The sequence below is a fragment of the Amycolatopsis cihanbeyliensis genome (assembly GCF_006715045.1).
Taxonomy (GTDB): Bacteria; Actinomycetota; Actinomycetes; order Mycobacteriales; family Pseudonocardiaceae; genus Amycolatopsis; species Amycolatopsis cihanbeyliensis.
Window position 1 is genome coordinate 2034334 of sequence record NZ_VFML01000001.1, and the last position, 26744, is coordinate 2061077.

Genomic DNA, 26744 nt, shown 5'->3' on the forward strand with positions numbered 1-26744 from the left:
GCCCTACTGAAATCTCACACGAACAGGTGGGAGTTCGGTGGGGCGCGCCTTCGGTCGAGCCCTTGTCGGGGCCAAGCAGGTCTCACCGAGGTCGTTCACTCCCCCGTTGAGGAAGGACGTGGCATGACCCCACGTAGATGGCGCCGGAGCGGCCGAATCGCCTTAGGGACGGCGCTCACCACGGCGGTGACCGGGGCGGTGCTGGCCGCGACGCCGGTCACCGCCGCCGCCGATCCGGAACCGGGCGGCGCCGGCAGCGACACCGAGATCAGCAAACATGACGAGGAGTTGCTGGCCAAGGCGGAGCAGCGCGGCGAGCGCACCGTCAAGGTGCTGGTCGCGACCGACCGGCGGGCCGGTACACGCGGTGTCGACGAGCTGAGCCGGGCGGGCGCGAAAGTGGAGTACCGCGCGGACGAACTCGGCTACGTGCGCGCCGAGGTTCCGGTGGACAAGGTCAAGAAGATGGCCGGGCTGCCGGGCGTGCAGGCGCTCGATGTGGACGAGGAGGTCCCGCTGCCCGAGCCGCGGCCCGCGGGCGCGGAAGACCCCACCCCGCAGCCACCGCCGGACGCCGACACACCTCGGGTGAACCCGTACATGCCGACCGGCGACACCGGTGCGGCGCAGTTCGCCGAGAAGCACCCGAAGTGGGACGGCCGGGACGTCACGGTCGGCATCGTGGACACCGGCGTCGACCTGGACCACCCCTCGCTGAACGTCACCAGCACCGGCGAGCGCAAGGTCGTCGACTGGGTGACCTACACCGACGGCCGGTTCGAGGACGGGGTCAACAACGACGACGACCCCACCTGGATCAACATGAAGACCGAGGTGCAGGGCACGACCTTCGCCGCGGCCGGTGCCGAGTACACCAGCGCGGGCGCGGGCGGCTACCGCTTCGGCGTGTTCGACGAGCGTGACCCCAGGCTCGGTGGCCAGGTCGGCAACGACGTCAACCGGGACGGCAACCCCGCAGGTAGCGAGGGCACCTACGGTGTGCTGTGGGACGAGAACACCAACACGGTCTGGGTGGACGCCAACCAGAACCAGGACTTCACCGACGACGCCCCGATGACCGACTACAAGGTCAAGCAGGACGTCGGCACCTTCGGCACCGATGACCCGGGCACCCCGGTGCGCGAGGCCATGCCGTTCGTGGTGCAGACCGACCCGGCGAACAAGGTCGTCAACATCGGCATCGTGTCCGGTTCGCACGGCTCGCATGTCGGGGGCATCGTGGCGGGCAACGACCTGTTCGGCGGCTCCATGCAGGGCGCGGCGCCCGGCGCCAAGCTGGTGTCGGTGCGGGTCTGCCTGTTCGTCGCGGGCTGCACCAGCCACGCGCTGGTCGAGGGCATGATCTATGCCGCGCGGGACGCCGAGGTCGACGTGATCAACATGTCCATCGGCGGCCTGCCCGCGCTGAACGACGGCAACAACGCGCGGGCCAGGCTGTACGACCGGCTGATCGACACCTACGACACGCAGATGTTCATCTCCGCGGGCAACTCCGGTTCCGGTGCGAACACCGTCGGCGACCCCTCGGTGGCGGGCAAGGTGCTCAGCGTCGGCGCCTACATCAGCAAGGCGACCTGGCAGCGCAACTACGGCTCGGACGCGGCCAACCGGGACAACCTGCACGGCTTCTCCTCCCGCGGCCCGCGTGAGGACGGCGGGTTCAAGCCGAACATCATCGCGCCGGGAGCGGCGATCTCCCCGACCCCGACCTGGCAGGAAGGCGGCCCGGTCGCGGGGACCTACGAGCTGCCGCCCGGCTACGCCATGTTCAACGGGACCTCGATGGCCTCGCCGCAGGCCGCCGGGGCCGCGGCGCTCCTGGTGAGCGCGGCCAAGGCACGCAACGTCGCGCACAAGCCCGAGGACCTGCGTAGCGCGTTCACCGACTCCGCCCGGTTCATCCCCGGCTACCAGGCCTACGAGCAGGGCAACGGGCTGATCGACGTGAACAAGGCGTGGAACCGGCTCAAGGCGAACCCGGACACCACCGACATCAGCTCTTCGGTGCAGGTGAACACCGTGCTGTCCGGCTTCCTCAACCCGGCGGGCGTCGGCGTGGGCATCCACGACCGCGAGGGTGTGCGGTCCGGTGACCGGTACGTGCGGGAGTACACCTTCACCCGCAACTCCGGCCCCGACCACCCGGTCACCTACCGGGCACGCTGGATCGGCAACGACGGCACCTTCCACGCGCCGCCGACCATCCAGTTGCGCAAGGGGTACCCGGTGAAGTACCGGGTCACCGTCAACCCGCGTTCGGCGGGCGCCCACTCGGCGATCCTGCAGCTGGACAGCCCGATGACCACCGGCGTGGACCACCGGACGCTGAACACCGTGATCGCGGCGGAGGACTTCACCGCGCAGAACGGGTACTCGGTCCGGCACGGCGGGCAGATCGGCCGGAACGAGACGAAGAGCTACTTCGTCCGGGTCGAGCCGAACACGCCCGCGTTGAAGATCGACCTGCAGGGCGGCGGGGACGCCGAGGGTGCGGGGCAGATCCGCTTCCTGCGGTTCCACCCGTACGGCATCCCGCTGGACAGCAACTCCTCGCTGAGCTGCTACAACCCGCCGGTGGCTGACGGCGGGTGCTCGGGCAGCCCGACCAGCCGCACGGTCAGCGAGCCCACGCCGGGTGTGTGGGAGATCGTGATCGAGGCACGGCGCACCTCCGACGCCGCGTTCGCGCCGTACACGGTGACCGCGTCGGTGCTCGGGGCCTCGGTGACGCCGAGCCCGGACACCATCCCGTCCGCACCGCAGGGTGAGCCGATCGAGAGGGAGTACACCCTGCGGAACCTGTTCGGCCCGTTCACCGGCCGGGCGGAGGGCAGCGAGCTGGGCAGCGCGAAGCTGGCCACGCCGACCATCGGCGAGGGTGAGCAGCAGCAGTACCCGGTCACCGTGACCGAGGGGGCCAGCCAGCTACGGGCCCGCATCGGCAGCCCCTCCGACATCGGCGCGGACCTGGACCTCTCGGTGTACAACTGCACCGGCGGCCCCTGCCTGCTGGCCGGGCAGAGCGCTGACGGGGACTCCGAGGAGTCGGTCACCATCCCCAACCCGCCCGCGGGCCAGTGGGTGATCGTGGTGGACGGCTACGCGGTGCCCGCGGGTACCACGGAGTTCTCCTACCTCGACGTGTTCAGCGGCGCGGCGTTCGGCTCCGTGTCGGTGTCCGACGAGCACGCGCTGCGCCCCGCCGGGGCACAGTGGACGGTGCAGGGCACGGTGACCCCGCGGGCGACTCCCGCCGAGGGCCGGGTGCTGCTGGGCACCGTCGAGGCCCGCACGGACGCCGGTGTGCTGGTGGGCAGCGGGGACGTGGTCGTGGAGAACGTCACGACCTGAGCGAGCCGCCGGCCGTATCCGCACCACGGAACGGGGCCTCACCAGCGGGGTGGGGCCCCGTTCCCGGTGGCACGACGGAAACGCCGATCCGCAACGACCCGTCCTCGGCGTACTCCCCGACCGCAAGGCCGGCCCGCAGCGCGGCGTGCCGGACACCGTTCTGGCCGGGCAGGCAGACGGCGACCAGCTCGCGGTAGCCACGGCCGGCGGCGAGCACCGCGAGCCTGGACAGCAGTCCACCGCCGATTCCCTTGCGCTGCCAGGCATCCTCCACCAGCAGGGAGACCTCGGCGATCCGCTCCTTCCCCTGCGCGATGAGCTGCCCCAGCGCCACCACGTCCCGGCCGTGCCTGGCCAGCACGCTCATCCCCCGCGGGGGCATCAGCAGCCGCTGCGACCAGCGCCGCGGGATCGTGCGCATCCCCGTGTGGTAACGCAGGAACAGGGTCTCCGGCGAGCAACGGGCGTGCAGCGCACGCACCGCGTCCGCGTCCCCGGGGCCGCCCGCGCGCAGCACGAGGTCCGCGCCGTCGGCGGTGGCCAGCACGGACGGCGCGGCCACGTTGGCCCGTACCGCGCCGAGCAGGTCGAGCAGGGCCCGTGCCCTGGCCAGCTCGAGTTGCACGAACGGCGCCCAGCTCCGCCTGGCGACCAGCGCCTGCCCGCCGCCGACCGGCAGCACGGCACGATGGCCACTCTCCGCGCGCGCGGAGTTCGCCTCGCTCGCGGGCAGTATCGTCACCACATCCGCGGTGAGCACCTCGCGGACCGCCTCGGCGTGCCGGTCAGGGTCGAGCACCGCGCGCCGGGCCGCGGCCAGTGCGGCGGCCGAGGAATCGACCAGCTCGGTGAGGTCCGCGCCGGTGATCCCGGTGCACGCGCACCCCTCGGCACTGATCGCGTCGACGAGATGCGACCTGGCCAGCCCCACCGGCGGCCGGACCACCACCTCGTCGAGCACCCCTCCCGGCACCGGAAGCACGGTGACCCCGAGGATGTTGCACTCCAGATCGGCCAGCCGGATCGCCACCTTGGCCAGCGTGCCCGGCCGGTCGTCCATCCGGATCCGCACCCGCCAGATCAGCGAGGTGGGGTTCTCCTCGCCCGCGGTGTGCGGCCATACGAACCGTTCGTCCCCTGCCTGGATGTCGTCCATCGGTTCACGGTCCGCCGCCGATGTTGCCGATCGGGGGCACCGGTGTTGCGCGGGTGCTACGGCGGCGACCCGCCCTCGGCCGCCCGCTTGACCGCGTCCAGCTTGCGGTCCCAGAAGGCGGCGAGGTCGGTCAACCAGCGCGCCGCGGCGTCCAGCGAGTCCGGCCGGACCTGGTACAGCACCTCACGCCCCGCCCGCCCCGCGGTGACCAGCGCGGCCTCGCTGAGCACGTTCAGGTGCTTGATGACCGCCTGGCGGGACACCGGAAGCCGGGCGGCGAGGGTGGTCGCGCTGGCCTGGCCCGCCTCGGCCAGCGCCTCCAGCACCTGCCGCCGGGTCGGATCGCCCAGCGCCACGAACACCGGCCCCATATCCCGCCGGGTCGTGTTCACCTCTCGGCCAGCCCCTTGAGGACGTCCAGCTGCTCGGCCCAACCGCCGGTGTTGTCCCCGAAGGCACGCTCCCGGACCTCGTCCGTGGTCTCCAGCGCGGCGAACCCGCTCTCGGCCACCCGCAGCACCGTGCCGCCGTCCCGCTCGCTCAACCAGAACTCGATCAACGTGGAGTTGCCCTCGCCGGGGTTCTCCCCGGGAAACGCGCTGGACCAGCGGTAGGCCACATACTGCCGTGGCTCGGTCCGCTCCAGCCGGACCGGGAACCGGCCGTATCGGGGATCCTCCACCACCTCCAGGTCCCCTTCGCGCCACCGGCGCCGGCCCGCCCGGTCACCGGCATCGCTGATCCACCAGCCGGGCTCGGTGACCAGCGACCACACCCGCTCCACCGGGGCGTCGATGAGGATCTCGCGCTCGATCCTGTCCGGGGTTCCCATACCGTCCTCCTTCGTGCCGTCCCACTGACGTGCTACCCATAGGTTGCACTAGTCGGCGAGAAAGCGCAACCGCGGAGTTGCACGTGAGGCTTCAGCGGTCGAGTACCCGCACGCGAACGGCAAACTCACGTGCGTGGACGGCAAACTCGTGCGCGTGGATGGCAAACACGCCGACGTGAGCGGCAAACACGCCGGGATCACCGGGTGGCCAGGCGCAGCAGGGCCCACATCTGGCCGACCGCGTCATCGTCGCCGTCCTCGACGATGACCGAACCGGGGGCCGCCCTGCCCCACAGCCAGAGGTAGACCTGCGCCGGCCTGCCGGAGACCACCGCGTCGGCCCGGAGCACCTCCCGCTCCGAACAACGCCAGGCCGTCGTCTCCTCCGCTCCGGCCGTGACCAGCCAGAACTGGTCGCCCGCCCGCACCGCGACCGAACTCGCCCTGGTACCGGCCAGGCCGAGCATCGGAAGCCGCTGACCGAACCACAGCGCGAGCACCTCGTCCACGCCGTCGATGGCCAGGTCGTCGGCGATCTCGGTGAGCTCCGACCCGGCCGCCATCTGCAGGTCGGCCCGGTGGATCGTCGTCTCGTGTGCCATCCGCCTGCGCCAGAAGCCGTACGTGCGGTCCGCAGGCCACCAGGTGGCCGCGGTTTCGGCCGGGTCGTGCCGGGCCAGCGCGCCGACCAGCCGGGCTCGCCCCTCGCTCAGGTACTCGTGGACCGACTCCCCCGGCGCGGGGTCCCGCTGCCAGTGCCGGGGCCGCCGGCCATGTTCCAGCCAGGACAGCGTCATCCGGTAGACGCTGCCGACGTGCCGCACGACCTCGCTCGCCGTCCAGCCGGGGCAGGTGGGCACCGGGGTTTCCGGCGCGATGGCATGGGCGGTCTCGTTGAGCAACTCGCCTTCGATGCCGAGCACGTCCAGCAACCGGCCGTGCTCGAGCAGGGCCTGACCCGGCGTCCCCGGCGTGTCCGGCATCTCAGCCCCGGGTTCGGCGCGGGCGCGGCGTGGAGCACGGGGCCGCCCTGCCCGCCTCCCGGCGCGTCGTGCGTGCCCCGCCGTGCACGACGCGATGGGCCAGCTCCACGAACTGGCCGGCCCGGTGGAGTAGTTCGTCGGCGGAATCGGCGGTGATCCGGCGCGTGTTGCCCGCCTGCGCGGCGGCATGCGCGGCCGAGTTCGCCGCGAAGAAGGCCGCCCACTCGGCGAACTCGGGTGCCACCGAGGGCAGCAGCACCCACACGCTGGCCGGGCGGGAGCGACCCCGGTGCGGGCGCCCGCGGGCGGCCAGCACACCGGCCGCCGCGCGCAGCGCCGACTGGTACGCGGCGATGAGCCGCGGGGCCGGCTCGCTCTCGCCCGCGGCCTCGACAAGGCCACGTTTCGCCCTGGCGAGCAAGGACACCGCCGCGGGCGCGGCAGGCGGCTGCCAGGTCAGGGGCAGCACTGGTTGTGTGGCGCCATCCCGGGACTCGACCGTGATCGACATGGCCACCTCCTTTTCGCCTCGTCCGCGGCGGCCGGGCCGCCGAGGTGACGGTGCTCGGCGAGGACGTGCTTCCCCCACCCCCTCGCCGAGCACCTGACCGGCGAGCATCCCGCTCCCGCCGGGGTGTCGAACGTGTGTTCGAACAAATCCAGATTAGCTCGAATCCGGGCTGGGCTCAAGCCCGGGGTGGGTAACGCGCGTCGCACCGCCGGGGTGCCTCGTGATCTCATGGCTTCATGAGTGGTGGGCACAATCCAGCCGGCGGGGACCGCCAGGAGCCATCGGAGGGCGGCTCGTGGCGGCTGGACCATCCCGCGATCGCCAAGGTCGCCGCCGCGCTCGCCGAGTCGGGCCAGCACGAGGCCGCCGACGGGATCCGGGTCCTTCCCGCCGAGGTGCGCACCGCCGCGCAGGCCGCGGAAGCGCTCGGCGTCGAGGTCGGCGCGATCGCCAACAGCCTGATCTTCCGTGCCGTGTTCACCGATCCCGCGGACTCGGTCGCCCCGCTGCTGGCGCTCACCTCGGGCGCGCACCGGGCGGACACCGGGGTCCTCGCCGCGCTCATCGGTGCGGCCGAGGTCGGCAAGGCCGAACCCGCCTTCGTCAAGGCACATACCGGCCAGGCGATCGGTGGGGTCGCCCCGGTCGGTCACCCGGAGCCGCTGCTCACCGTGGTGGACCGGGCGCTGGCCGGGCACGAGGTGGTCTGGGCCGCCGCCGGGCACGCCAAGGCGATATTCCCGACCACCTTCGCCGGCCTGATCGCTCTCACCGACGGTCGTGCCGCCGACGTGACCGCGCGCAGTGGAGATAGTGTCGTTTCGTGACCGCCGCGTACTCCGGGTCATCCGGCTACCAGCGTGTCGTCGAACTGTCCGGCGACGAATTCCGGGCCAGGCTCGCCGAGGCGCTCGACCTGTACGTCGACGCCATGCGTTATCCCGCGGGCACCGCCGAGCAACGCGCCCCGATGTGGCTGACGCATGCGCTGCGCGAGGGCTGGCGCTGCATGGCCGCGCTGGACTCGACCGGAACCATGCTCGGACTGGCCTACGGTTATCAGGGCAACCCCGGCCAGTGGTGGCACGAACAGGTCCGCAGGGGGCTGGCCGAACGGGACGAGCGGGCCGTCCAGGGGTGGCTCGCCGACTACTTCGAGCTGACCGAGATTCACGTCCGGCCCGACCACCAGGCCAGGGGGATCGGCGAGGACCTGCTACGCAGGCTGGTCGAGGGGGTGCCGAACCGGCACGTGCTGCTGTCCACGCCGGAAGGCCCCAGCAGGGCATGGAAGCTGTACCGCAGGCTCGGATTCGTCGACGTGCTCCGCAAGTACTACTTCGCGGGCGATCCGCGGCCGTTCGCGATCCTCGGTAGGGAACTTCCGCTGGGCTGAGGGAACGCCCGGGGTAGGCGCCACGTTAGCCGCTGCGTGGATGACACCGTGGATGGCACGCAGGACAGCACGAGGGAAACGCGTGGGCACGTCGATCGGCTCGGTATCCGCCTGGAACGGCGCGCGTTGCTGGTGGTCGCGGGCCTTCCCGGGGCGGGCAAGAGCACCCTGCTGCGCGTAACCGGCGGCGATACCGCGCTCACCGTGCTCGACACCGACCAGGTCCGCGCGCGGCTGCGCCCGCTGCTGCCCGCCGGCACCCCGTACTCCTGGTACCGCCCGCTGGTACACCTGCTGCACCTGGCACGGCTGGCCGGTACCGCGATCCGCGCGCCGGGGCCGATCGTGGTGCATGATCCGGCGACCGGCCCCGTCGCCAGGGCCGCGTTCGTGGCGCTCGGCCTGCTCACCGGGCGCACGCGGCACCTGCTCTGGCTGGACTGCACGGTGGCCGAGGCGCTGGAAGGCCAGCGCGCCCGCGGCCGCGTCCTGCTGGGCTGGTCCTTCTCCCGGCACGTTCGCCACCTTCCCCGGGTGCGTTCCCTGCTGCGCGGGGGAACACCCCGGGGCTGGTGCGAGGTCACGGTGATCGACCGGCCCACGGCCCGGCGCGGCCTGCATGTCACCGTCGGTGAGCCCCTGGCCGGGTCCCCCACGGTGAGGTGACCGTCAACCCTCACCGTCAGCCGAACCGTCAGCCGAGGTCGGCGAGGGTCTCCTTGAGGGTGTCCAGGCCCATGCCGCCGAGCCGCAGTGCCCTGGTGTGGAAGTCCTTCAGGTCGAAGGCGGAGCCCATCCTGCGCCGGGTGTCCTCCCGCGCGGCCAGCCACATCCGCTCGCCGAGCTTGTACGAGGGTGCCTGCCCCGGCCAGCCGAGATAGCGGTCGATCTCGTCCCGGACGTGGTCGGCGTCGGTGATCGTCCTGGTGAGCATGAACTCCAGGCCGAGTTCCGGCGTCCACCGCTCGCCCTCGTGGAACCCGGTGCCCGCCGGGATCTCCAGCTCCAGATGCATGCCGATGTCCACGACCACCCTGGCGGCCCGGAACAGGTGTGCGTCCAGCATGCCGAGCAGGTTCCCGTCGTCCTCCAGGAATCCGAGGTCCTGCATGAGCCGCTCGGCGTACAGTGCCCAGCCCTCGGCGTGGCCGGAGGTCAGTGCCAGCATCCGCTGGAACCGGTTCAGCGTCGCCGCCTGGTACACCGAGGTGGCGATCTGCAGGTGATGGCCGGGGGCGCCCTCGTGGTAGACCGTGCTGACCTCGCGCCAGGTGGAGAACTCCTCGCGGCTGGGCGGCACCGACCACCACATCTGCCCCGGCCGGGAGAAGTCCTCGGTCGGTCCGGTGTAGTACGCCCCGACACCACCGCCCGGCGGGGCGATCTTGCACTCCAGCGCCATCACCGCGTCCGGGATGTCGAAATGCTTGCCCCGCAATGACTCCAGCGCATGGTCGGACAGCCGCTGCATCCACTCCTCGAGCCCGCGCTGGCCCTGCACCCGGTACCGGGGGTCGGCGTCCAACGCCGCCGCGGCCTGGGCGAGGCTCGCACCCGGCTTGATCCGCTCGGCGACATCCTTCGCCTCACGTTCCACCCTGGCGAACTCCGCCCAGCCCCACTCGTAGGCCTCCCGCAGGTCCAGCTCGGCACCGACGAAGTTACGCGACCACAGCCGGTAGACCTCGGCGCCGACCGCGTCCTTGGTCGGCACCCGCGGGGCGAGCTCGGCACGCAGGAAACCGGCCAGCTCCGCATAGGCCTCCTGCGCGACCTGCGCGCCATGGCGCAGCCGGGTACGCAGTGACTCGGGCAGGTCCGCGGACTCGGCTCCGCGGACGAGGTCGTCGAAGAAACCGGACCCGCCGTGCAGCCCGGCCCAGGTCTCCGCCTGCTCGGCGACCTTGCTGACCTGGCGCAGCGCGGGGGCCTGGTCGGCGTCGGCGGCCGCGAGCAGCGAGGCACGCACGCCGTCCAGCGCCGTCGGGATCCCGGCCAGCCGCGCGCCGATCTGCTCCCACTGGTCCGCGGTGTCCACCGGCATCAGGTCGAAGATCGTCCGCAGCGCCTGCACCGGGCTGTCGGTCACGTTCAGCGCGCCGAGGTCGAGGCCGGCCTCGTGGATCTCCAGCCCGATTCCGACCCGCTCGGTGAACACGGTTTTCGCCAGCCGCTCGCTCGCGTCGGTGGGTTCGACCTGGTCGATCTCCCGCAGGTACCGCTTGGCCAGCGCCGCCCGTGCGGCATGTCCCTCCGGTGAGTAGTCGGTGAGCTGGTCCTCGTAACCGGAGATGCCGAACTCCGTAGCCGCGACGGGGTGGGCCGCGGCGAAGTCGTCGACATACCGGTTGCAGATCTCGTGCACGCCCTCGGTAGAAGCCATGAGCGCACGTTACCGGCAGTGGGAACGGGACACGCACCGGATTTTGCGCGCGCGGGCGCTACAGGCCCGCGAGCAGGTCCGTCTCGGTGATACCCGGCCCCTGACCGGTGCGGATGAACCACTCCGTGCCGAAAGCACCGCGGAAGGCGTCCTCGGGCATGGCGAGGAAGAAGGACTCCTCGCCGATCTGGCTGGCATGCGCGCGCATCGCCGCCCGCTTGTGCCCGGCGTACGCGGTGACGTCCACCGCCGCCGTGATCTCCGCGTCCGGCTTGCCGAACTCCGCCGACTCCTCGAAGTCGGGCAGGTCGACCCCGGCCGCCGCCGCGGACTGGGCGAACTCGGCCATCCCGCGGATCATCTGATCCCGGTTCATCGTGTTCTGGTACACCCGCGGGGTGCCCGCCAGCTCGGCGGCGCGCAGGCCCACCCGGTGCACCTGGATGTGGTCGGGATGGCCGTAGCCACCGTTGTCGTCATAGACGGTCAGTACCTCGGCCCGCTCCTCGCGCAGGATCGCGGCGAGTCGCCGCGCGGCCTCCTCCACCGGCGCGGTCCAGAACGAGCCGGGCTCGTCGTTGGTCGGCTCACCCATCATTCCGGAGTCGACGTAGCCGAGGAACTCCACCCGCTTCGCCCCCAGGATCTCCGCGGCGGCGTGGGTCTCCTCGACCCTGCGTTGCCAGAGCCGCTCGCCCTCGGTGAGAAAGCCATCCGCCACCTCGCCGTGCTCACCGCGGGTGGCCACCACGAGCACGACCCGATGTCCCTCGTCGAACGCCTTGCGCATCACCCCACCGCACGCGATCGACTCGTCGTCGGGATGCGCATGAAACGACACCAAAGTTGCCATGCCGACGAACCTACGCGAAAGCTACGACAGGATGGGGGTATGAGCGAGCCGGACTACGACGCCGACCTGCCCGCACACGTCGAGCGGGTGCTGGCCGAGTTCCTGCGTACGGCGGGCGAGGACATCCAGCGCACCGAACCCGTCGTGGGGCCGGGGATCGAGGCGCTGACCGGCTTCGTGCTCGGCGGCGGCAAACGGTTGCGGCCCACCTTCGCCTGGTGGGCCTGGCGTGGAGCGGGTGGTGATCCGGGCGGCGGGCACGCCGAGGGGGTGCTGCGGGTGGCCGCCAGCCTGGAGCTGCTCCAGGCCTGCGCACTGATCCACGACGACCTGATGGACTCCTCGGACTCCCGGCGCGGTGCCCCGACCGTGCACATCGCCTTCGCCAAGCGGCATGCGGACGCGGGCTGGCTCGGCTCACCCGCCACGTTCGGGCTCGCCGCGGCCGTGCTGATCGGCGATCTGGCCCTCGCCTGGTCCGAGGACATGTTCGCGGGCGCCCCGCTGCCCGCCGAGGTGCTGTCCGCCGCGCGGCCCGCGTGGCGGGCCATGCGCACGGAGGTGCTCGCCGGCCAGTACCTGGACGTGCACACGCAGGCCACCGGGGACTCCTCGGCGGAGGCGGCGCTGCGCATCGACCGGCTGAAGACCGCGGCCTACACCGTGCGGCGACCACTGCACCTCGGCGCGGCGCTCGCCGGGGCGGACCGGCGGCTGGTCGACGCCCTGCTGGCCGCCGGCAGCGACCTCGGCGTCGCCTTCCAGCTGCGGGACGACCTGCTCGGCGTGTTCGGTGATCCCTCGGTGACCGGCAAGCCGGCAGGAGACGACCTGCGGGAGGGCAAGCGCACCCTGCTGGTCGCGCTCGGCCTGCGGCAGGCCGAGGAACGGGGCGACCCGCACGCGCGCGAGGTCATCGCGGCGGCGATCGGCGACGCCGGGCTGTCCGAGTCGGCGGTGGACGAGGTGCGGCAGGCGCTCGTCGAGGTCGGCGCGGTGCGGGCGGTCGAGCGGCGGATCGACGAGCTCACCGGCTCCGCGCTGGCCGCGCTCGACACCGCGGAACTGGCCGAGCCCGCGGCCGGCAGGCTCGCGGAACTGGCCACGAAGGCCACCCAGCGCACGTACTGAAGGCGATGTCTTCGGCAGGAGCGCGCCGTGCTGGTCGCCGCTAGGCTCAGGCCCATGACCACAGCAGCGAAGAGGCCTGTACGAATCGGATTCCAGCTCCAGCCCCAGCACGCCGAGTACGCGGACATCCGGCGCGCAGCCGCGGAAGCCGAGGAGCTCGGTGTGGACATCCTGTTCAACTGGGACCACTTCTACCCGCTCTCCGGTGACCCCGACGGCAAGCACTTCGAGTGCTGGACCATGCTCGGCGCGTGGGCCGAGGCCACCTCGCGGGTGCAGATCGGCGCCCTGGTGACCTGCAACAGCTACCGCAACCCGGAACTGCTCGCCGACATGGCGCGCACGGTCGACCACATCAGCGGCGGCAGGCTGGTCTTCGGCATCGGTGCCGGCTGGTTCGAGAAGGACTACACCGAGTACGGCTACGAGTTCGGCACCGCGGGCGGGCGGCTGGACGCCCTCGCCGAGGCGATGCCCAGGATCGAGCAGCGGTTCGGCAAGCTCAACCCCGCCCCGAGCCGCAAGATCCCGGTGCTGATCGGCGGCGGTGGGGAGAAGAAGACCCTGCGGCTGGTCGCCAAGCACGCCGACATCTGGCACGGCTTCGGCGATGTCGAGACCGCCGCGCGCAAGGTGCGGATCCTCGACCAGCACTGCGCCGACATCGGCAGGGACCCGGCGGAGATCGAGCGGTCCGTCGGCGTCCCGGGCTCCCCGGAGAAGCTCGGCAAGCCCCTGCACGACCTGGGTATCACCATGTTCACCGTCGCAACCGACGGCCCGAACTACGACCTGGGCCTGCTGCGCGACTGGATCGCCTGGCGCGACGAGCACAACGCCTGACGTCGGTGAGTGACCGGTGCCAGCGAGAGCGCCGGGAACCGGTCACTCACCGCGGTCGGCGCGGGCGCGGTGGGCGGCGACGCGGGCGCGGGTGGCGCAGCGCGTGCCGCAGTAGCGACGGGGGTCGCCGGCGCCGAGGTCGAGGAACGGGCGGCCGCAGGACGCGGCGGCACAGATCCCGCCCGGTGGGCGCTGCCATTCGGCCAGCAGCATCGCCAGCGCGAGGCAGGAGGAGGTGAGCAGCCACTCCCCGTACGGGGCGTCGTCATCGCCGTCCACGTGCAGGTGCCAGGCAAACGCCCCACCGTGCGTGGTCAGCCGCGGCGGATGCGCCCACGCCGCGAGCAGTTCGTTCAGCACGGCCGCCGCGGAGTCCGCGTCCGGGGCGGCGAACACCCTGGTCAGCTCGGCGGCCGCGGACCGCAGTTGCGCCAGGTCCCGCTCCGAAAGCCCGATCGGCTCCCGCTCGCCATGCCGCAGCAGCACCGCACGCACCGCGGCCGCGGTAGCCCGCTCGTGCCGCAGCGCCACGATCAACTCGACGGCACGCTGGGCGGCCGTGCGCGCGGAACGCCCGGACAGGTACTCGGAAGACTTGGAAGACTTGGAAGACGCAGCCACCCGCCCAGTGTAACGTGCTGAACATGTTAGGCCGTTACGCCTTGCCGCGATACCTCACCGGGGCCACCGCCGCCCGCACCGGGGACGAGGTGTCCGGACCCGCGCTGCTCCTGGTGGGGCTGGCGGCCACCGGATCGGTCGCGACCGCCTCCGGCCTGCTCGCGGCGCTGACGATCTCGGCGGCCATCGGCGGGCCGGTGCTCGGCGCGCTGCTGGACCGCAGCCGCCGCCCCGGCAGGCTGCTGGCCGCGGCGCTCGCCGCCTACGCCGCAGGCCTCGGCGTGTTGCTCGCCGGGGTCGGGCGGTTGCCCACCATCCTGACACTCGCCGTGGCACTGCTCGCCGGCCTGCTCACCGCCGCGATCTCCGGCGGCTGGACCGCGCAGCTACCCGGGGTCGTCCCCGGAGATCGGTTCGCCCGCGCCAACGCGCTGGACGCGCTCACCTTCGGGCTGGCCGGCCTCGCGGGCCCCGCGCTGGCCGGGTTGCTGGGCAGCACGCTCGGCGCGCGGGCCGCGCTGCTGGCGGCGATCGTGCTGGTGGCCGCGGCGCTGCCGGTCGCGGCCACGCTGCCCCGCCCGGACACCGTGCCGCCGCCGCGCTCGCTACCGCGCGAGGTGCGGGCGGGTTTCGCCGCGATCGCCCGCAGCCGTCCCCTGCTCGCGGGCACGGCCACCTCGGTGGTGTCCTTCGCCGGGGTGGGAATGCTGGTGGTGTGCTGCCCCTTGCTCGGCACGCAGCGGTTCGGGGACGCGGGCCGTGGCACGCTGCTGCTCGCGGTACTGGCCGCCACCGCGATGACCGCCAACGCCCTGCTGGCGCGCAGACCGGGTCTGATCCGGCCGGACACCGCCCTTCCGGCCAGCACCCTGCTGCTCGGCGCCGGGATGCTCACGGCGGCTCTGACCACCGAACCGGCCTACGCCATCGTGGCCGTGGTGATCGCGGGCGCCGGGGATGGCCCGCAGCTCACCGCGCTGTTCGCGATCCGGCACCGGGAGGCGCCGCCACGACTACGGGCGCAGATCTTCACCACCGGCGCCAGCATGAAGATCAGCGGGTTCGCACTCGGTTCCGCACTGGCCGGACCGCTGGCCACGCAGTCCCTCACCGCCTGCCTGCTGGTGGCGGCAGGGGTGGAACTGCTCGCCGCGCTGACTTTCCTCGCCTGCCGCGGGCGGCCGGTCAGAAGGCCATCGCTTGCGCGCGCCGCTTGACCTCCGTGCCGTGGCTGGTTCGCAACGCGTTGATCGGCGTGATACCGGGCAGGGACTCGTCGGCCGCGAACAGCCAGCGCAGCATCTCGGTACGGTCGAACCCGGAGTCGGCCAGCACCGTCACCGTGCCGGCCAGACCCTTGACCACACCGTTCCCGTTCAGGAAGTCCGCGGGAACCATCAGCTCGCCGTCGCGGCGAACCGCGATGAGCTGGCCGTCCCGCAGCAGCTGCCGCGCCTTGTTCATCGACAACCCGAGCTTCGTCGCCACCTCCGGGAGCGGAAGCACGGCGACCTCGGCCTCGAGCACGTCGTCAGCGACTGGGATCGCACTCACACCCCATACTGTGCCACATTCCACGCCATACGCAGAATGTTCGCTCGACCGGCCCACAACCCGTTGTGTGGGTATGCCAAGGAGACCGAAAGTAGCCCGACCTTCCGGTCAGCACCGATCGGCCACTTTCGGTTGGATTGGCATCTACCGGCACAGTACCCTCGGCAAACACGACCCAACTCCGGTACCTCACCCACATCTACCGGACCATCCGTAGGATTTGGCGACGTGACACGCACGGAGCCCACCTTGACCGGGGCATTGCTCGATCGGCGTTACCGAGTGGACAAGCTGCTCGCACGCGGCGGCATGTCCTCGGTCCACCGCGGCGTGGACACCCGGTTGGACCGGCCGGTCGCGATCAAGATCATGGACCGGCAGTTCGCCGAGGACCGGTCCTTCGTCGATCGCTTCGAACTGGAGGCCCGCGCCGCCGCGCGCCTGCATCACCCGAACGTGGTCGCCGTGCACGACCAGGGGGTGGACCCCGGGGACGGGGAGTACACCCGCGCCTTCCTGGTGATGGAGCTTGTCGACGGCGGCACCCTGCGCGATCTGCTCGATGCCGAGGGCGCGCTGGACATCCACCTGGCGCTGAGCATCGCCGAGCCGGTGCTGTCCGCGCTCGCCGCCGCGCACACCGCCGGGCTGGTGCACCGGGACGTCAAGCCGGAGAACGTGCTGATCGGCCGCGGCCAGGGCGGGAACGGCACCGTCAAGGTCGGCGACTTCGGCCTGGTACGGGCCGTCGCCAGCGCGGGCACCACCAGCTCGAGCGTCATTCTCGGCACGGTGGCCTACCTCTCCCCCGAACAGGTCGCCACCGGGCAGACCAGTGCGCCCGGCGATGTGTACTCCGCGGGGATCCTGCTCTACGAGATGCTCACCGGGCACGCGCCGTACACGGGGGACACCGCGCTGTCGGTGGCCTACCGGCACGTGAACGACGACGTGCCGGCGCCGAGCACCGCGCGCCCCGGTATCCCGCCCGCGCTGGACGAGCTGGTGCTGCGGGCCACCCGCAGGGATCCGCAGGAACGGCCCCAGGACGCGGGTGCGTTCCTGCAGGAGCTGAACCAGGTGCGGACCGAGCTCGGGATCGCCCCGGTCCCGGTACCCGTCCCGGCGGCACCCGAGGCTCCCGAGCCGGACACCGTGGTCAACGTGCCGAGCGTGCCGGACGCCGAGCGGACCGTGCCCGCGATCCCCGCCGTGCGGCCCGATTCCCCGGGACCACGGGGCACGCGGGCGCTGTCCCGGACGGCTCCGCCGCCCGCCATGCCCCCGCGGCAGGCACCGGCGGACGGCGAGCAGCAACCGCCGATCCAGGAACATCCCGACCTCGCCGAGGCACAGCGGCGGCGCAAGCGGTTGATCGCGATCGGGGTGGTCGTCGCCCTGCTGCTCGCCGGTGGGATCGGCACCGCCGTCTGGTGGTTCAACGGCGGAAGGTGGGTCGCCGTACCGCAGGTGGCGGGGGCGCAGCAGGACCTGGCCGAGCGGAAGCTGCGCGCGGCGGAACTGGTCCCGCAGGTGGTACAGGAGCGGCACAACACGGCGGCGAGCGGCACGGTGATCCGCACCGAGCCCGCGGCCGGCACCGACGCGCTGATCGGCGACAAGGTGCGCGTGGTGGTCTCCGCCGGGAAGCCGACGGTGCCCAGCATCGACCCCGGGACCAGTGTGGCCCGGGCCGAGCAGGCGATCCGGGACGTCCAACTGGAGCCACGACGCGACCCGAACGCCGACGACTTCAGCGCCACGGTGCCCGAGGGGGCGGTGCTGTCGGTGTCACCCCAGCCGGGTACCCCGGCCAACATCGGCGATCCGGTCACCATCGGCGTCTCCAAGGGCCCACCGCCGACACCGGTACCCACTGTGCAGGGCAAGAGCAAGGAGCAGGCGTTCCAGGAACTGCGGGCGGCCGGGTTCGAACCGTTCGAAGCCGGGGAGGAGTTCTCCAAGGAGATCGAGGCCGGCAAGGTCACCAGGACCGATCCCGCCGCGGGCGCCGTCGGCACGAAGCGGGTCGGCGTGTTCGTCTCGAACTCGGTGCGGGTGCCCTCGGTGGTCGGCAGGTCGATCCAGGACGCGGTGCGCCTGCTGTCCGAATCCGGCCTGGAACCGCGCTTCCAGGGCCGGGGCAACGGCCGGGGCGACGACGACGATGACGACCGGTTCGGCATCGTGGTCCAGCAGGAACCGAACCCCGGCAAGCTGGTGAAAACCGGCAGCAAGGTGCGGATGCGGACACTGCCGTGAGCCGGCCGGCCCGCCGTTGGCGGTGCCGCGGTGCACGGCCGTGTTCACCCGGTTCAGGCCCGGAGCATCTCCGCGACCAGGAAGGCCAGCTCGAGCGACTGCTGGGTGTTCAGCCGGGGGTCGCACGCGGTCTCGTACCGGCCGGAGAGGTCGAGATCGGAGATGTCCTGGGCGCCGCCGAGACACTCGGTGACGTCCTCCCCGGTGAGCTCGACGTGGATCCCGCCCGGGTAGGTGCCGAGCTCGTGGTGCACCTCGAAGAAGCCCTGGACCTCGTCCACGATCCGGTCGAAGTGCCGGGTCTTGTACCCGTTGGAGGACTCGTGGGTGTTGCCGTGCATCGGGTCGCACTGCCAGATCACCTGGTGCCCCGAGCCCTCCACCTTTTCCACAATGGACGGTAGAACGTCACGCACCTTGCTGTTGCCCATCCGGGCGATCAGCGTCAGCCGGCCCGGCTCCTTGCGCGGATCCAGCCGTTGCACGTACTCCACGGCCTGCTCCGGGGTCGTGGTCGGGCCGATCTTCACCCCGATCGGGTTGGCCAGCAGCTCGGCGAAGGCGATGTGCGCGCCGTCCAACTGGCGGGTGCGCTCGCCGATCCAGAGGAAGTGCGAGGACAGGTTGTACAGCTTCGGGCTGGCCGCGTCGGCGTTGTCCAGCCGCAGCATGGCACGCTCGTAGTCCAGCAGCAGCGCCTCGTGGCTGGCGAAGATCTCGGTGGAGTGCAGTGAGGTGTCGGTCACCCCGCAGGCCGACATGAACCGCAGCCCGCGATCGATCTCGCTGGCCAGCGCCTCGTACCGCTCCCCGGCCGGGGAGCTCAGCACGAAGTCCTTGTTCCAGTCGTGCACCTGGTGCAGGTCGGCCATCCCGGCTCCGGTGAGCGCGCGCACCAGGTTCATCGCCGCGCCCGCGTTGGCGTAGGCGCGGATCATCCTGGCCGGGTTCGGCACCCGCGCCTCCGGGTCCGCGGCCAGCGAGTTGACGATGTCTCCCCGGTACACCGGCAGGCCGAGCGCGTCGGTGCTGTTCGACCGCGGTTTGGCGTACTGGCCCGCGATCCGGCCCACCTTGACCACCGGAAGGCTGGCCCCGTAGGTCAGTACCACCGCCATCTGCAGCAGGGTGCGCAGGTTCGCCCGGATGTGCGGCTCGGTATTGGACTCGAAGGTCTCGGCGCAGTCGCCGCCCTGCAGCAGGAACGCCTCGCCCCTGGCCACCATGGCCAGCCGTTCCCGGAGTCGGTCGATCTCCGCGGGCACTGTGACCGGTGGCACACTCTCCAGCACCGCACGGACTTGCTTGGTCGCCGTCTCATCCGGCCATTCGGGCTGCTGCGCGGCGGGCCGGGTCAGCGCGTCATCGAGACAGGTGCGCAGCTCGGGAGGCAGCGGCGGCAGCTCGGGAAGGGTGTCGACGGGGACGTCCACTGTCCAGTTCACGACCATCAGGATAGGGCTCCATGGCCCGGCCCTGTGAGCCGACTGGAAAAAGTGAATGCGGCATGGACATCCCCGCCGCCCGCTGGTGGACTGCCGCGGTTACATGGCAGCCGCCCGCTCGTACAGCTCCTGGGCCTCGGCGCCGAAGTAGGGGCCGAACAGGTAGCCGGGCAGGAAGGTGTAGCCGAAGCTGTTCACCGAGCTCTGCACCCCGAGCCCGGTCGCCTCGTCGAACCGCAGGAACCACGGCCCGCCGCTGGACCCGCCGGTCATGTCACAGCTCATGCCGTGATCGGAGCTGAGCAGGAAGTCGGTGAAGGTGCTCCCGCTGCAGTGGATCAGCGTGCTCCCGTCGTACGGGTCGGCCGCGGGGTAGCCGAAGGCATACATGTCCTGGTCACGCTGCTGATTGAAGGCCACACCCTGACCGCCGACCACGTCGGTGAGGCTCCGCCCGTCCAGCGGCTCCACCACGGCCGCGCCCACGTCGTGGTTGATGTCCTCGCTCGCCTCCCACTGCGGGGTGGTCAGCGTGGCCTTCGCCACCCATTCGCCGAAGGGTGCCTGCCCGTCGTCGTAACCGGGGACGAAGATCCAGTCTGTGTGCCAGGTGCCCTGGTACTTGACGCAGTGCCCGGCCGTCAGCGCCACGCTGCGGTTACCGCTGGTGACGGCGTCCCCACTACAGGAAGCCGCGCGCCCGTCCATGGTGAAGAACACCCGGCCCGCGGTCTGGGCCACCGCGCCGCCGCCCGCCCACGGCTCGCCCGTGGTCGGGAAGGTCGCCACACTCGGCGGCACCACCGTGGGCGCCCCCGCGGCCACGGTGGCTCCCGCGGCACCGGCGGCCCGCGGCGTGGCCAGCGGCGGGTCCAGCGGGACGGCGGAGGCCATCCGTTCCGGGGTCCAGAAGTCGGTCACCGCCTGTGCCGGTCCCGCCAGGTGCCGCACGGCGGTGGTGTCCGCGGCGGCGGGAACGGTGGACGCGGTCAGGGCCAGCGCGGCCGCCGCCAGTAACGCTCCGGGCCGGGAAAGGTATCGCTTCATGACGCCTCACCTCTCACCGCCGAACCGCATCCGGCGGCTTAGCAGGGATCAAGTGAATTGTCGTCGCGCCAGTAACTAGGATTTCGACGGTAATCGACCGGCTACACAATGTTCAATACGCTGTTCGGCCGCAGAACCCGTGCTCCGGAAGGCGCAGTCAGATCGCGGCGAGTGGCAGGGCGGTGGGATGCACGGGCGCCGGAAGCTCCGAGGCTCCGGTGAGATACGAGTCGACCGCGTGCGCGACCGAACGGCCCTCCGCGATCGCCCACACGATCAGCGAGGCACCCCGGTGCGCGTCCCCGCACACGAAGACGCCCGGTGCCGAGGTCTGCCAGTCCGGCCCGCAGGACAGCGTGCCCCGCGGGCTCAGCGGGAGCTCGAGGTCGTCGAGCAGGCGCATCCGCTCCACGCCCTCGAACCCGATGGCCAGCAGCACCAGATCGGCGGGGATCTCCTCCACCTCGTCACTGACCGGCACGACCTCGCGGCGCCCGGTCTCCCGGTTCCGGCCGACCCGCACCCGTTGCAGTGCGATCGCCCGCAGCCGGCCGTGCTCGTCGCCGACGAACCGCTTGACCGCCACCGCGAACCTGCGCTCACCCTTCTCCTCGTGCACCGGGTAGGTGCGCAGGATGTACGGCCAGGTCGGCCACGGCGATCGCTCATCATCCCTTGTGGACGGTGGAAGCGGGTACTGGTCGAGCTGGGTGACCGAGAGCGCGCCCTGCCGGGTCGCGGTGCCGTAGCAGTCCGCCCCGGTGTCCCCGCCCCCGATGATCACCACATGCTTGCCGGCGGCATCGATCGTGGTGGGCCCGTCGCCCTCGCACTGCTTGTTGGCCGGCACCAGGTGCTCCATGGCCAGGTGCACACCGGCGAGTTCCCTGCCGGGCGTGCTGGTGTCGTCCCGCCCGCGCAGCGCACCCACGGCAAGCACCACCGCGTCGAAGCGCTCGCGCAGCTCCTCCACCGTCAGGTCGACGCCCACCTCGCAGTGTGTCACGAAGGTGGTGCCTTCCTTCCGCAGCTGCGCCAGCCTGCGGTCCAGCACCTTCTTCTCCATCTTGAACTCGGGGATGCCGTACCGCAGCAGCCCGCCGAGCCGGTCGTCCCGTTCGAACACGGTGACCTCGTGCCCCGCCCTGGTCAGCTGCTGCGCCGCGGCCAGCCCGGCCGGACCGGAACCGACCACGGCCACCCGTTGCCCGGTGGCCACCGTGGCGGACTGCGGGCGCACGTGGCCCGCTTCCCAGGACTGGTCGGCAATGGTGGCCTCGACCCGCTTGATCGCCACCGGCCCGCCGGCCAGCGGGGAGATGGAGAGCACGCAACCGGCCTCGCACGGCGCGGGGCACAGCTTCCCGGTGAACTCGGGGAAGTTGTTCGTGGCGTGCAGCCGTTCGCTCGCCGCAGCCCAGTCGCCGCGACGCACCAGGTCGTTCCACTCCGGAATCAGGTTGCCCAGCGGGCAGCCCGCGCTTCCGGAATGGCAGAACGGGACACCGCAGTCCATGCACCGGGCGGCCTGCACCCGCACCTGCTCGTTGCGCTCGTCCTGGCCGAGGTCGGCATAGACCTCCTGCCAGTCGTGCACCCGCTCGTCCTTCGGCCGCTTCGGCGGCTCCTGGCGTTCGTAGCTGAGAAAACCGGTCGGATCAGCCACGAGCCGCCTCCATCATCGCCTCGTCGACGTCGCGGCCCGCCGCACGCGCCGCCCGCGCGGCGGCCAGCGCGCGCTGGTAGTCGCGCGGCATGACCTTGGTGAAGGAGGCCGAGCGGCGCGGCCAGTCCCCGAGCAGCGAGGCCGCGACGGCCGAACCGGTCGCGTCGTGGTGCCGCCGGACGACATCCTTCAACCAGGCGAGGTCCGCCGAGTCGGGGTCCTGCAGTTCCACCATGGCGTCGTTCACCCGGGCCCGGTCCAGGTCCAGCACGTAGGCCACCCCGCCGGACATCCCGGCCGCGAGGTTGCGGCCGGTCGGCCCGAGCACCACCGCCCGGCCGCCGGTCATGTACTCGAAGGCGTGGTCGCCGACGCCCTCCGCGACGGCAAGGGCGCCCGAGTTGCGCACGCAGAACCGCTCCCCGACCTGGCCGCGCAGGAACAGCTCCCCGCCGGTCGCCCCGTAGGCGATGGTGTTGCCCGCGATGACCTGCCGTTCCGCGGCGAAGGCCGCGTCCACCGCCGGCTGGACGATGATCCGTCCGCCGGAGAGCCCCTTTCCGACGTAGTCGTTGGCGTCCCCGACCAGGTCCAGGGTGATCCCCGCGGGCAGGAAGGCACCGAGGGACTGCCCGGCCGACCCGGTGAGCGTCACCCGGATCGTGTCCGGCGGCAGGCCCGAACTGCCGTAGCGGCGGGTGATCTCCGAACCGAGCAGGGTGCCCACGGTCCGGTTCACGTTGCGCACCGGCAGCTCGATGTTCACCCGGTGCGCGTCCTCCAGCGCGGCCTCGGCGAGCTGGATCAGGGTGCGGTCCAGCGCGTGCTCGAGCCCGTGGTCCTGCTCGCGCACCCTGCGCCGGGACCCCCCGTACGGGGTGTTCGCGGGCATGGTGAACACCGGCTCCAGGTCGAGCCCACTTGCCTTCCAGTGCTGGACCGCCTCGTCGGTGTCCAGCGCGTCGGCCCGCCCGATCGCCTCGTCCAGCGAGCGGAAGCCCAGCTCGGCAAGGATCTCCCGCACCTCCTGCGCCACGAACCGGAAGTAGTTGACCACGTGCTCGGCCTGGCCGGTGTAGCGCTTGCGCAGCTCGGGGCTCTGCGTGGCCACCCCCACCGGGCAGGTGTCCAGGTGACACACCCGCATCATCACGCACCCGGCCACGATCAGCGGGGCGGTGGCGAAACCGTACTCCTCGGCGCCCAGCAGGGCGGCGACCACCACGTCACGGCCGGTCTTCATGCCGCCGTCCACCTGCACCACGATCCGGTCCCGCAACCCGTTCAGCAGCAGGGTCTGCTGGGTCTCGGCGAGGCCGATCTCCCACGGCGTCCCGGCATGCTTGAGCGAGTTCATCGGGGACGCACCGGTACCGCCGTCGTGCCCGGAGATGAGCACCGCGTCGGCGTGTGCCTTGGACACCCCGGCGGCGACCGTGCCGACCCCGAGCGAGCTGACCAGCTTGACGCTGATCCGCGCGCGCTCGTTGGCGTTCTTCAGGTCGTGGATGAGCTGCGCCAGGTCCTCGATCGAGTAGATGTCGTGGTGCGGTGGCGGGGAGATCAGCCCGACGCCCGGCGTGGAGTGCCGGGTGCGCGCGATCCACGGGTACACCTTGTTCGGCGGGAGCTGCCCGCCCTCGCCCGGTTTGGCGCCCTGGGCCATCTTGATCTGGATGTCGTCGGCGTGCACCAGGTACTCGCTGGTCACCCCGAACCGTCCACTCGCGACCTGCTTGATCGAGCTGCGCCGTTCGGGATCGTACAGCCGCTCGGCGTCCTCGCCGCCCTCGCCGGTGTTGGACCGGCCACCGATCTGGTTCATCGCGATGGCCAACGTCTGGTGCGCCTCCATCGAGATGGAGCCGTAGGACATCGCGCCGGTGTTGAACCGCCGGCAGATCGAGTCGACTGACTCGACCTCCTCGACCGGAACCGGTTCCCTGCCCGCGTCCCGGAAGGAGAACATCCCGCGCAGAGCGCCGCCCTCCCGGTTCAGCCGGTGCACTTCGTCCGCATAGGACCGGTAGACCTCGTCTCGCCGGGTCTTGCTGGCGTGCTGCAGCAGGAACACCGTCTCCGGGGTGAACAGGTGCAGCTCGCCCTCCCGACGGTAGGCGTACTCCCCGCCGGCCTCCAGCCCGCGGTGCACCCGCGCGGTGGGGTTGTCCGGGTAGGCGCGCCGGTGCCGGATCGCGACCTCCTCGGCGAGCACCTCGAGCCCGACCCCGCCGAGCTTCGAGCTGGTGCCGGTGAAGTACTCGTCCAGCAGGTCCTGGGACAGGCCGAAGGACTCGAACACCTGCGCCGCGGTGTAGGCGCCCACGGTGGAGATGCCCATCTTCGACATGATCTTGAGGACACCCTTGACCAGTGCCTGCACGTAGTTGCGGATGGCCTTCGCCGGCTCGGTACCGGTGATCGCACCCTGTACGATCAGGTCCTCGATGGTCTCGAAGGCCAGGTACGGGTTGACCGCGGCCGCGCCGTATCCCAGCAGCAGCGCGATATGGTGCACCTCGCGGGCGTCTCCGCTCTCCACCACCAGCGCGACCCGCAGCCGCTCCTTGGTGCGCACCAGGTGGTGGTGCACCGCGGACACCAGTAGCAGCGAGGGGATCGGCGCCATCCGGTGGTCGGAGTCGCGGTCGGAGAGCACCAGTGTGCGCGCCCCGGCCGCGATGGCCTCGGACGCCTCCCGCCGCACCCGCTCGATGGCCTCGGCCAACGCCCGCGCGCCGCCGTCCACCTCGTACAGTCCGGAAAGGACGGTGCAGGAGAAGCCGGGAAGGTCACCGTCGTCGTTGATGTGGATGAGCTTGGCCAGCTCGTCGTTGTCGATGACCGGGTAGGGCAACTGGATATGCCGGCAGGAGGCCGGTCCCGGACCGAGCAGGTTCTGCTCGGGGCCCATGATCCGGCTCATCGAGGTGACCAGCTCCTCCCGGATCGCGTCCAGCGGCGGGTTGGTCACCTGGGCGAAGTTCTGCTTGAAGTAGTCGTACAGCAACCGGGAACGCACCGAAAGCGGCGCGGGTGGCGTGTCGGTTCCCATCGACCCGATCGGCTCCGCCCCCGCCGAGGCCATCGGCCCCAGCAGGATCTTCAGCTCCTCCTCGGTGTAGCCGAAGGCGAGCTGCCTGCGCAGCACCGAGGCATGCGTCTGCACGACATGGTCCCGGTCGGGCAGCTCGGCGAGGCTGAGCAGGCCGGCATGCAGCCACTCGGCGTAGGGCGACTCGGCGGCCAGCCCCGACTTGATCTCGTCGTCGTCCACGATCCGGCCCGCATCGGTGTCCACAAGGAACATCCGGCCCGGCTTCAACCTGCCCTTGGCCACCACCCGCGCCGGTGGGATGTCCAGCACGCCGGCCTCACTGGCCAGCACCACCCGGTCGTCCGCGGTGCGCCACCAGCGCGCCGGGCGGAGGCCGTTGCGGTCGAGCACCGCACCGACCAGGGTGCCGTCGCTGAAAGTGACACAGGCGGGCCCGTCCCACGGCTCCATCAGGCCGGCGTGGAACTGGTAGAAAGCCCGGCGCGCGGGGTCCATGGTCGCGTGGTTCTCCCACGCCTCCGGGATCATCATCAGCACCGAGTGCGGCAGGCTGCGCCCGCCGAGGTGCAGCAGCTCGAGCACCTCGTCGAAGGAGGCCGAGTCGGACACGTCCGGTGCGCACACCGGGTACAGCCGGGTGAGGTCACCGGGGATCAGCCCGGTGTCCAGCAGTGCCTCCCGCGACCGCATCCGGTTGCGGTTCCCGCGGATGGTGTTGATCTCGCCGTTGTGCGCGACGAACCGGAAGGGGTGCGCCAGCGGCCAGGAAGGGAAGGTGTTGGTGGAGAACCGGCTGTGTACCAGCGCGATCGCGCTGGCCAGCCGCTCGTCGGCGAGATCGGTGAAGAACGCGGGTAGCTGCTCGGGGGTGAGCATCCCCTTGTAGACGATGGTGCGCGCGGACAGCGAGGGGAAGTAGATTCCCTCGGTCTCGTCCTGCGCCCGGTTCCTGCTGGCATGCTCGGCCCGCTTGCGCAGGCAGAACGCCCTCCGGTCCAGGTCGAGGCCCGCCGCCCGGTTCCCGGCGGCATCCGCCGCACCGGCGAGGAACACCATCGCGAAATGCGGCAGCACCGACCGCGCCGTCGGCCCGATCCCGGCGGCGTCCACATCGGTGGGTACCTCCCGCCAGCCGAGGACATCCAGGTTCTCCTCCTCGGCGATCCGCTCCACCATCTCGACGGCCTTGTGCCGGTGCTCGGCGTCGGTGGGCAGGAAGACCAGCCCCGCCGCGTACCGGCCGGGCTCCGGCAAGGCGAAGTCCACCTCCGCGCGCAGCAGCTCATCGGGTAGCTGTAGCAGGATGCCCGCGCCGTCGCCGCTGGTCGGCTCGGCTCCCGCCGCGCCACGGTGGTCCAGGTTGGTCAGCGCGGCGAGGCCGTCGGTGACGATGCGGTGCGAGCGCCGGCCGCGGATGTCGGCGACCATGGCGACACCGCAGGAGTCCTGTTCGGTACGGGGATCGTAGAGACCGTTCCGGTCTGGGATGGCGGAGAAGATCATTCGGGACCTCCTTCGTCGTCGTGCCTCGTTCGTGCTGCGCACGGGACGACGATGGCCCGGTCGTGAGCGCGACTTTAACACCCCGGAAACATGACAGCACCCGTTTGCCGCCCGAAATCAACCGGTTG

Annotated in this window: 21 protein-coding genes; 8 read left to right on the forward strand and 13 right to left on the reverse strand. The window is 71.5% G+C overall.

The features are described from left to right. The first annotated feature begins 123 nt into the window (after positions 1–123). Complete coding sequence (locus FB471_RS08815; protein ID WP_141996829.1) at positions 124–3372, forward strand: S8 family serine peptidase; 3249 nt, start codon at positions 124–126, stop codon at positions 3370–3372. Here the strand turns inward: FB471_RS08815 and FB471_RS08820 are convergent. The 5 genes from FB471_RS08820 to FB471_RS08840 all read right to left on the reverse strand — a co-directional run bounded on the left by FB471_RS08820 (position 3362) and on the right by FB471_RS08840 (position 6854). Further along, complete coding sequence (locus FB471_RS08820; protein WP_141996830.1) at positions 3362–4528, reverse strand: GNAT family N-acetyltransferase; 1167 nt, start codon at positions 4526–4528, stop codon at positions 3362–3364. The two genes, FB471_RS08815 and FB471_RS08820, sit on opposite strands and share 11 nt — an antisense overlap. 56 nt (positions 4529–4584) lie before the next feature. After that, the gene (locus tag FB471_RS08825) at positions 4585–4920 is read right to left on the reverse strand and encodes an ArsR/SmtB family transcription factor (protein ID WP_246076307.1); all 336 of its coding nucleotides are present in this window, start codon (positions 4918–4920) and stop codon (positions 4585–4587) included. After that, on the reverse strand, positions 4917–5360 hold the full coding sequence (locus FB471_RS08830; RefSeq protein ID WP_141996831.1) for an SRPBCC domain-containing protein: 444 nt from the start codon (positions 5358–5360) through the stop codon (positions 4917–4919). Before FB471_RS08830 ends, FB471_RS08825 begins: the two co-directional genes overlap by 4 nt. A gap of 197 nt (positions 5361–5557) precedes the next feature. Next, positions 5558–6343, reverse strand: a complete 786-nt coding sequence (locus FB471_RS08835) for a maleylpyruvate isomerase family mycothiol-dependent enzyme (protein WP_141996832.1) — start codon at positions 6341–6343, stop codon at positions 5558–5560. Between the two features lies 1 nt (position 6344). Beyond that, complete coding sequence (locus FB471_RS08840) at positions 6345–6854, reverse strand: SAV_6107 family HEPN domain-containing protein (protein ID WP_141996833.1); 510 nt, start codon at positions 6852–6854, stop codon at positions 6345–6347. A 236-nt stretch (positions 6855–7090) separates the two neighbouring features. Between FB471_RS08840 and FB471_RS08845 the strand changes: the two genes are divergently transcribed. The 3 genes from FB471_RS08845 to FB471_RS08855 are packed head-to-tail and all read left to right on the forward strand — an operon-like array spanning position 7091 to position 8916. Beyond that, positions 7091–7681 (forward strand): YbaK/EbsC family protein, encoded by a 591-nt coding sequence (locus FB471_RS08845; RefSeq protein WP_141996834.1) that lies wholly within the window; start codon positions 7091–7093, stop codon positions 7679–7681. Further along, on the forward strand, positions 7678–8250 hold the full coding sequence (locus FB471_RS08850; RefSeq protein ID WP_141996835.1) for a GNAT family N-acetyltransferase: 573 nt from the start codon (positions 7678–7680) through the stop codon (positions 8248–8250). The genes FB471_RS08845 and FB471_RS08850 overlap by 4 nt, the downstream gene beginning before the upstream one ends. Positions 8251–8298: 48 nt before the next feature. Then, entirely contained in the window at positions 8299–8916 is a 618-nt protein-coding gene (locus tag FB471_RS08855) for a P-loop nucleotide/nucleoside kinase family protein (protein ID WP_141996836.1), read from the forward strand. 28 nt (positions 8917–8944) lie between these two features. Here the strand turns inward: FB471_RS08855 and FB471_RS08860 are convergent, their stop codons facing one another. Together FB471_RS08860 and FB471_RS08865 are read right to left on the reverse strand one after the other, a co-directional pair. Then, positions 8945–10633: a DUF885 domain-containing protein gene (locus FB471_RS08860; RefSeq protein ID WP_141996837.1), complete on the reverse strand. Its 1689-nt coding sequence runs from the start codon at positions 10631–10633 to the stop codon at positions 8945–8947. Positions 10634–10691: 58 nt separating this feature from the next. After that, positions 10692–11486 carry a PIG-L family deacetylase gene (locus tag FB471_RS08865; RefSeq protein WP_141996838.1) on the reverse strand — a complete coding sequence of 265 codons (795 nt, stop codon included), beginning with the start codon at positions 11484–11486 and terminating at the stop codon, positions 10692–10694. A 39-nt stretch (positions 11487–11525) separates the two neighbouring features. Here FB471_RS08865 and FB471_RS08870 point away from each other — a divergent pair, with 39 nt between their 5' ends. Together FB471_RS08870 and FB471_RS08875 are read left to right on the forward strand one after the other, a co-directional pair. Beyond that, positions 11526–12617 (forward strand): polyprenyl synthetase family protein, encoded by a 1092-nt coding sequence (locus tag FB471_RS08870; RefSeq protein ID WP_141996839.1) that lies wholly within the window; start codon positions 11526–11528, stop codon positions 12615–12617. A 54-nt stretch (positions 12618–12671) separates the two neighbouring features. Further along, positions 12672–13460, forward strand: coding sequence for an LLM class F420-dependent oxidoreductase (locus tag FB471_RS08875; protein WP_141996840.1), 789 nt, complete (start codon positions 12672–12674; stop codon positions 13458–13460). A 42-nt stretch (positions 13461–13502) separates the two neighbouring features. Here FB471_RS08875 and FB471_RS08880 read toward each other — a convergent pair whose 3' ends face one another. Then, positions 13503–14081 (reverse strand): CGNR zinc finger domain-containing protein, encoded by a 579-nt coding sequence (locus FB471_RS08880; protein WP_141996841.1) that lies wholly within the window; start codon positions 14079–14081, stop codon positions 13503–13505. A gap of 23 nt (positions 14082–14104) precedes the next feature. On the opposite strand from FB471_RS08880, the gene FB471_RS08885 reads away from it, so the two are divergent. Continuing rightward, positions 14105–15298 carry an MFS transporter gene (locus FB471_RS08885; RefSeq protein WP_141996842.1) on the forward strand — a complete coding sequence of 398 codons (1194 nt, stop codon included), beginning with the start codon at positions 14105–14107 and terminating at the stop codon, positions 15296–15298. Here the strand turns inward: FB471_RS08885 and FB471_RS08890 are convergent. Then, positions 15267–15635, reverse strand: coding sequence for an Rv2175c family DNA-binding protein (locus tag FB471_RS08890; RefSeq protein WP_141996843.1), 369 nt, complete (start codon positions 15633–15635; stop codon positions 15267–15269). The two genes, FB471_RS08885 and FB471_RS08890, sit on opposite strands and share 32 nt — an antisense overlap. A 228-nt stretch (positions 15636–15863) precedes the next feature. Between FB471_RS08890 and FB471_RS08895 the strand changes: the two genes are divergently transcribed. Then, the gene (locus FB471_RS08895) at positions 15864–17897 is read left to right on the forward strand and encodes a Stk1 family PASTA domain-containing Ser/Thr kinase (RefSeq protein ID WP_141996844.1); all 2034 of its coding nucleotides are present in this window, start codon (positions 15864–15866) and stop codon (positions 17895–17897) included. 53 nt (positions 17898–17950) lie between these two features. On the opposite strand, the gene FB471_RS08900 is transcribed toward FB471_RS08895, so the two are convergent. The 4 genes from FB471_RS08900 to gltB all read right to left on the reverse strand — a co-directional run bounded on the left by FB471_RS08900 (position 17951) and on the right by gltB (position 26616). Further along, the gene (locus FB471_RS08900) at positions 17951–19348 is read right to left on the reverse strand and encodes a class II 3-deoxy-7-phosphoheptulonate synthase (protein WP_141996845.1); all 1398 of its coding nucleotides are present in this window, start codon (positions 19346–19348) and stop codon (positions 17951–17953) included. A gap of 93 nt (positions 19349–19441) precedes the next feature. Continuing rightward, positions 19442–20389, reverse strand: coding sequence for a trypsin-like serine peptidase (locus tag FB471_RS08905; RefSeq protein WP_141996846.1), 948 nt, complete (start codon positions 20387–20389; stop codon positions 19442–19444). Positions 20390–20546: 157 nt separating this feature from the next. Continuing rightward, a complete protein-coding gene (locus FB471_RS08910; RefSeq protein ID WP_141996847.1) occupies positions 20547–22055 on the reverse strand; it encodes a glutamate synthase subunit beta in 1509 nt (502 codons plus the stop codon). Further along, complete coding sequence (gene gltB, locus FB471_RS08915) at positions 22048–26616, reverse strand: glutamate synthase large subunit (RefSeq protein WP_141996848.1); 4569 nt, start codon at positions 26614–26616, stop codon at positions 22048–22050. The genes FB471_RS08910 and gltB overlap by 8 nt, the downstream gene beginning before the upstream one ends. Positions 26617–26744: the final 128 nt, after the last annotated feature.

Bases quoted from the DNA above. Each gene is read 5' to 3' on its own strand.
- FB471_RS08845 (WP_141996834.1), top strand. From the start codon at position 7,091: ATGAGTGGTGGGCACAATCCAGCCGGCGGGGACCGCCAGGAGCCATCG.
- FB471_RS08885 (WP_141996842.1), top strand. From the start codon at position 14,105: ATGTTAGGCCGTTACGCCTTGCCGCGATACCTCACCGGGGCCACCGCC.
- FB471_RS08815 (WP_141996829.1), top strand. From the start codon at position 124: ATGACCCCACGTAGATGGCGCCGGAGCGGCCGAATCGCCTTAGGGACG.
- FB471_RS08860 (WP_141996837.1), bottom strand. From the start codon at position 10,633: ATGGCTTCTACCGAGGGCGTGCACGAGATCTGCAACCGGTATGTCGAC.
- FB471_RS08870 (WP_141996839.1), top strand. From the start codon at position 11,526: ATGAGCGAGCCGGACTACGACGCCGACCTGCCCGCACACGTCGAGCGG.
- FB471_RS08835 (WP_141996832.1), bottom strand. From the start codon at position 6,343: ATGCCGGACACGCCGGGGACGCCGGGTCAGGCCCTGCTCGAGCACGGC.
- FB471_RS08865 (WP_141996838.1), bottom strand. From the start codon at position 11,486: ATGGCAACTTTGGTGTCGTTTCATGCGCATCCCGACGACGAGTCGATC.
- FB471_RS08875 (WP_141996840.1), top strand. From the start codon at position 12,672: ATGACCACAGCAGCGAAGAGGCCTGTACGAATCGGATTCCAGCTCCAG.
- gltB (WP_141996848.1), bottom strand. From the start codon at position 26,616: ATGATCTTCTCCGCCATCCCAGACCGGAACGGTCTCTACGATCCCCGT.
- FB471_RS08905 (WP_141996846.1), bottom strand. From the start codon at position 20,389: ATGAAGCGATACCTTTCCCGGCCCGGAGCGTTACTGGCGGCGGCCGCG.
- FB471_RS08900 (WP_141996845.1), bottom strand. From the start codon at position 19,348: ATGGTCGTGAACTGGACAGTGGACGTCCCCGTCGACACCCTTCCCGAG.
- FB471_RS08840 (WP_141996833.1), bottom strand. From the start codon at position 6,854: ATGTCGATCACGGTCGAGTCCCGGGATGGCGCCACACAACCAGTGCTG.
- FB471_RS08830 (WP_141996831.1), bottom strand. From the start codon at position 5,360: ATGGGAACCCCGGACAGGATCGAGCGCGAGATCCTCATCGACGCCCCG.
- FB471_RS08820 (WP_141996830.1), bottom strand. From the start codon at position 4,528: ATGGACGACATCCAGGCAGGGGACGAACGGTTCGTATGGCCGCACACC.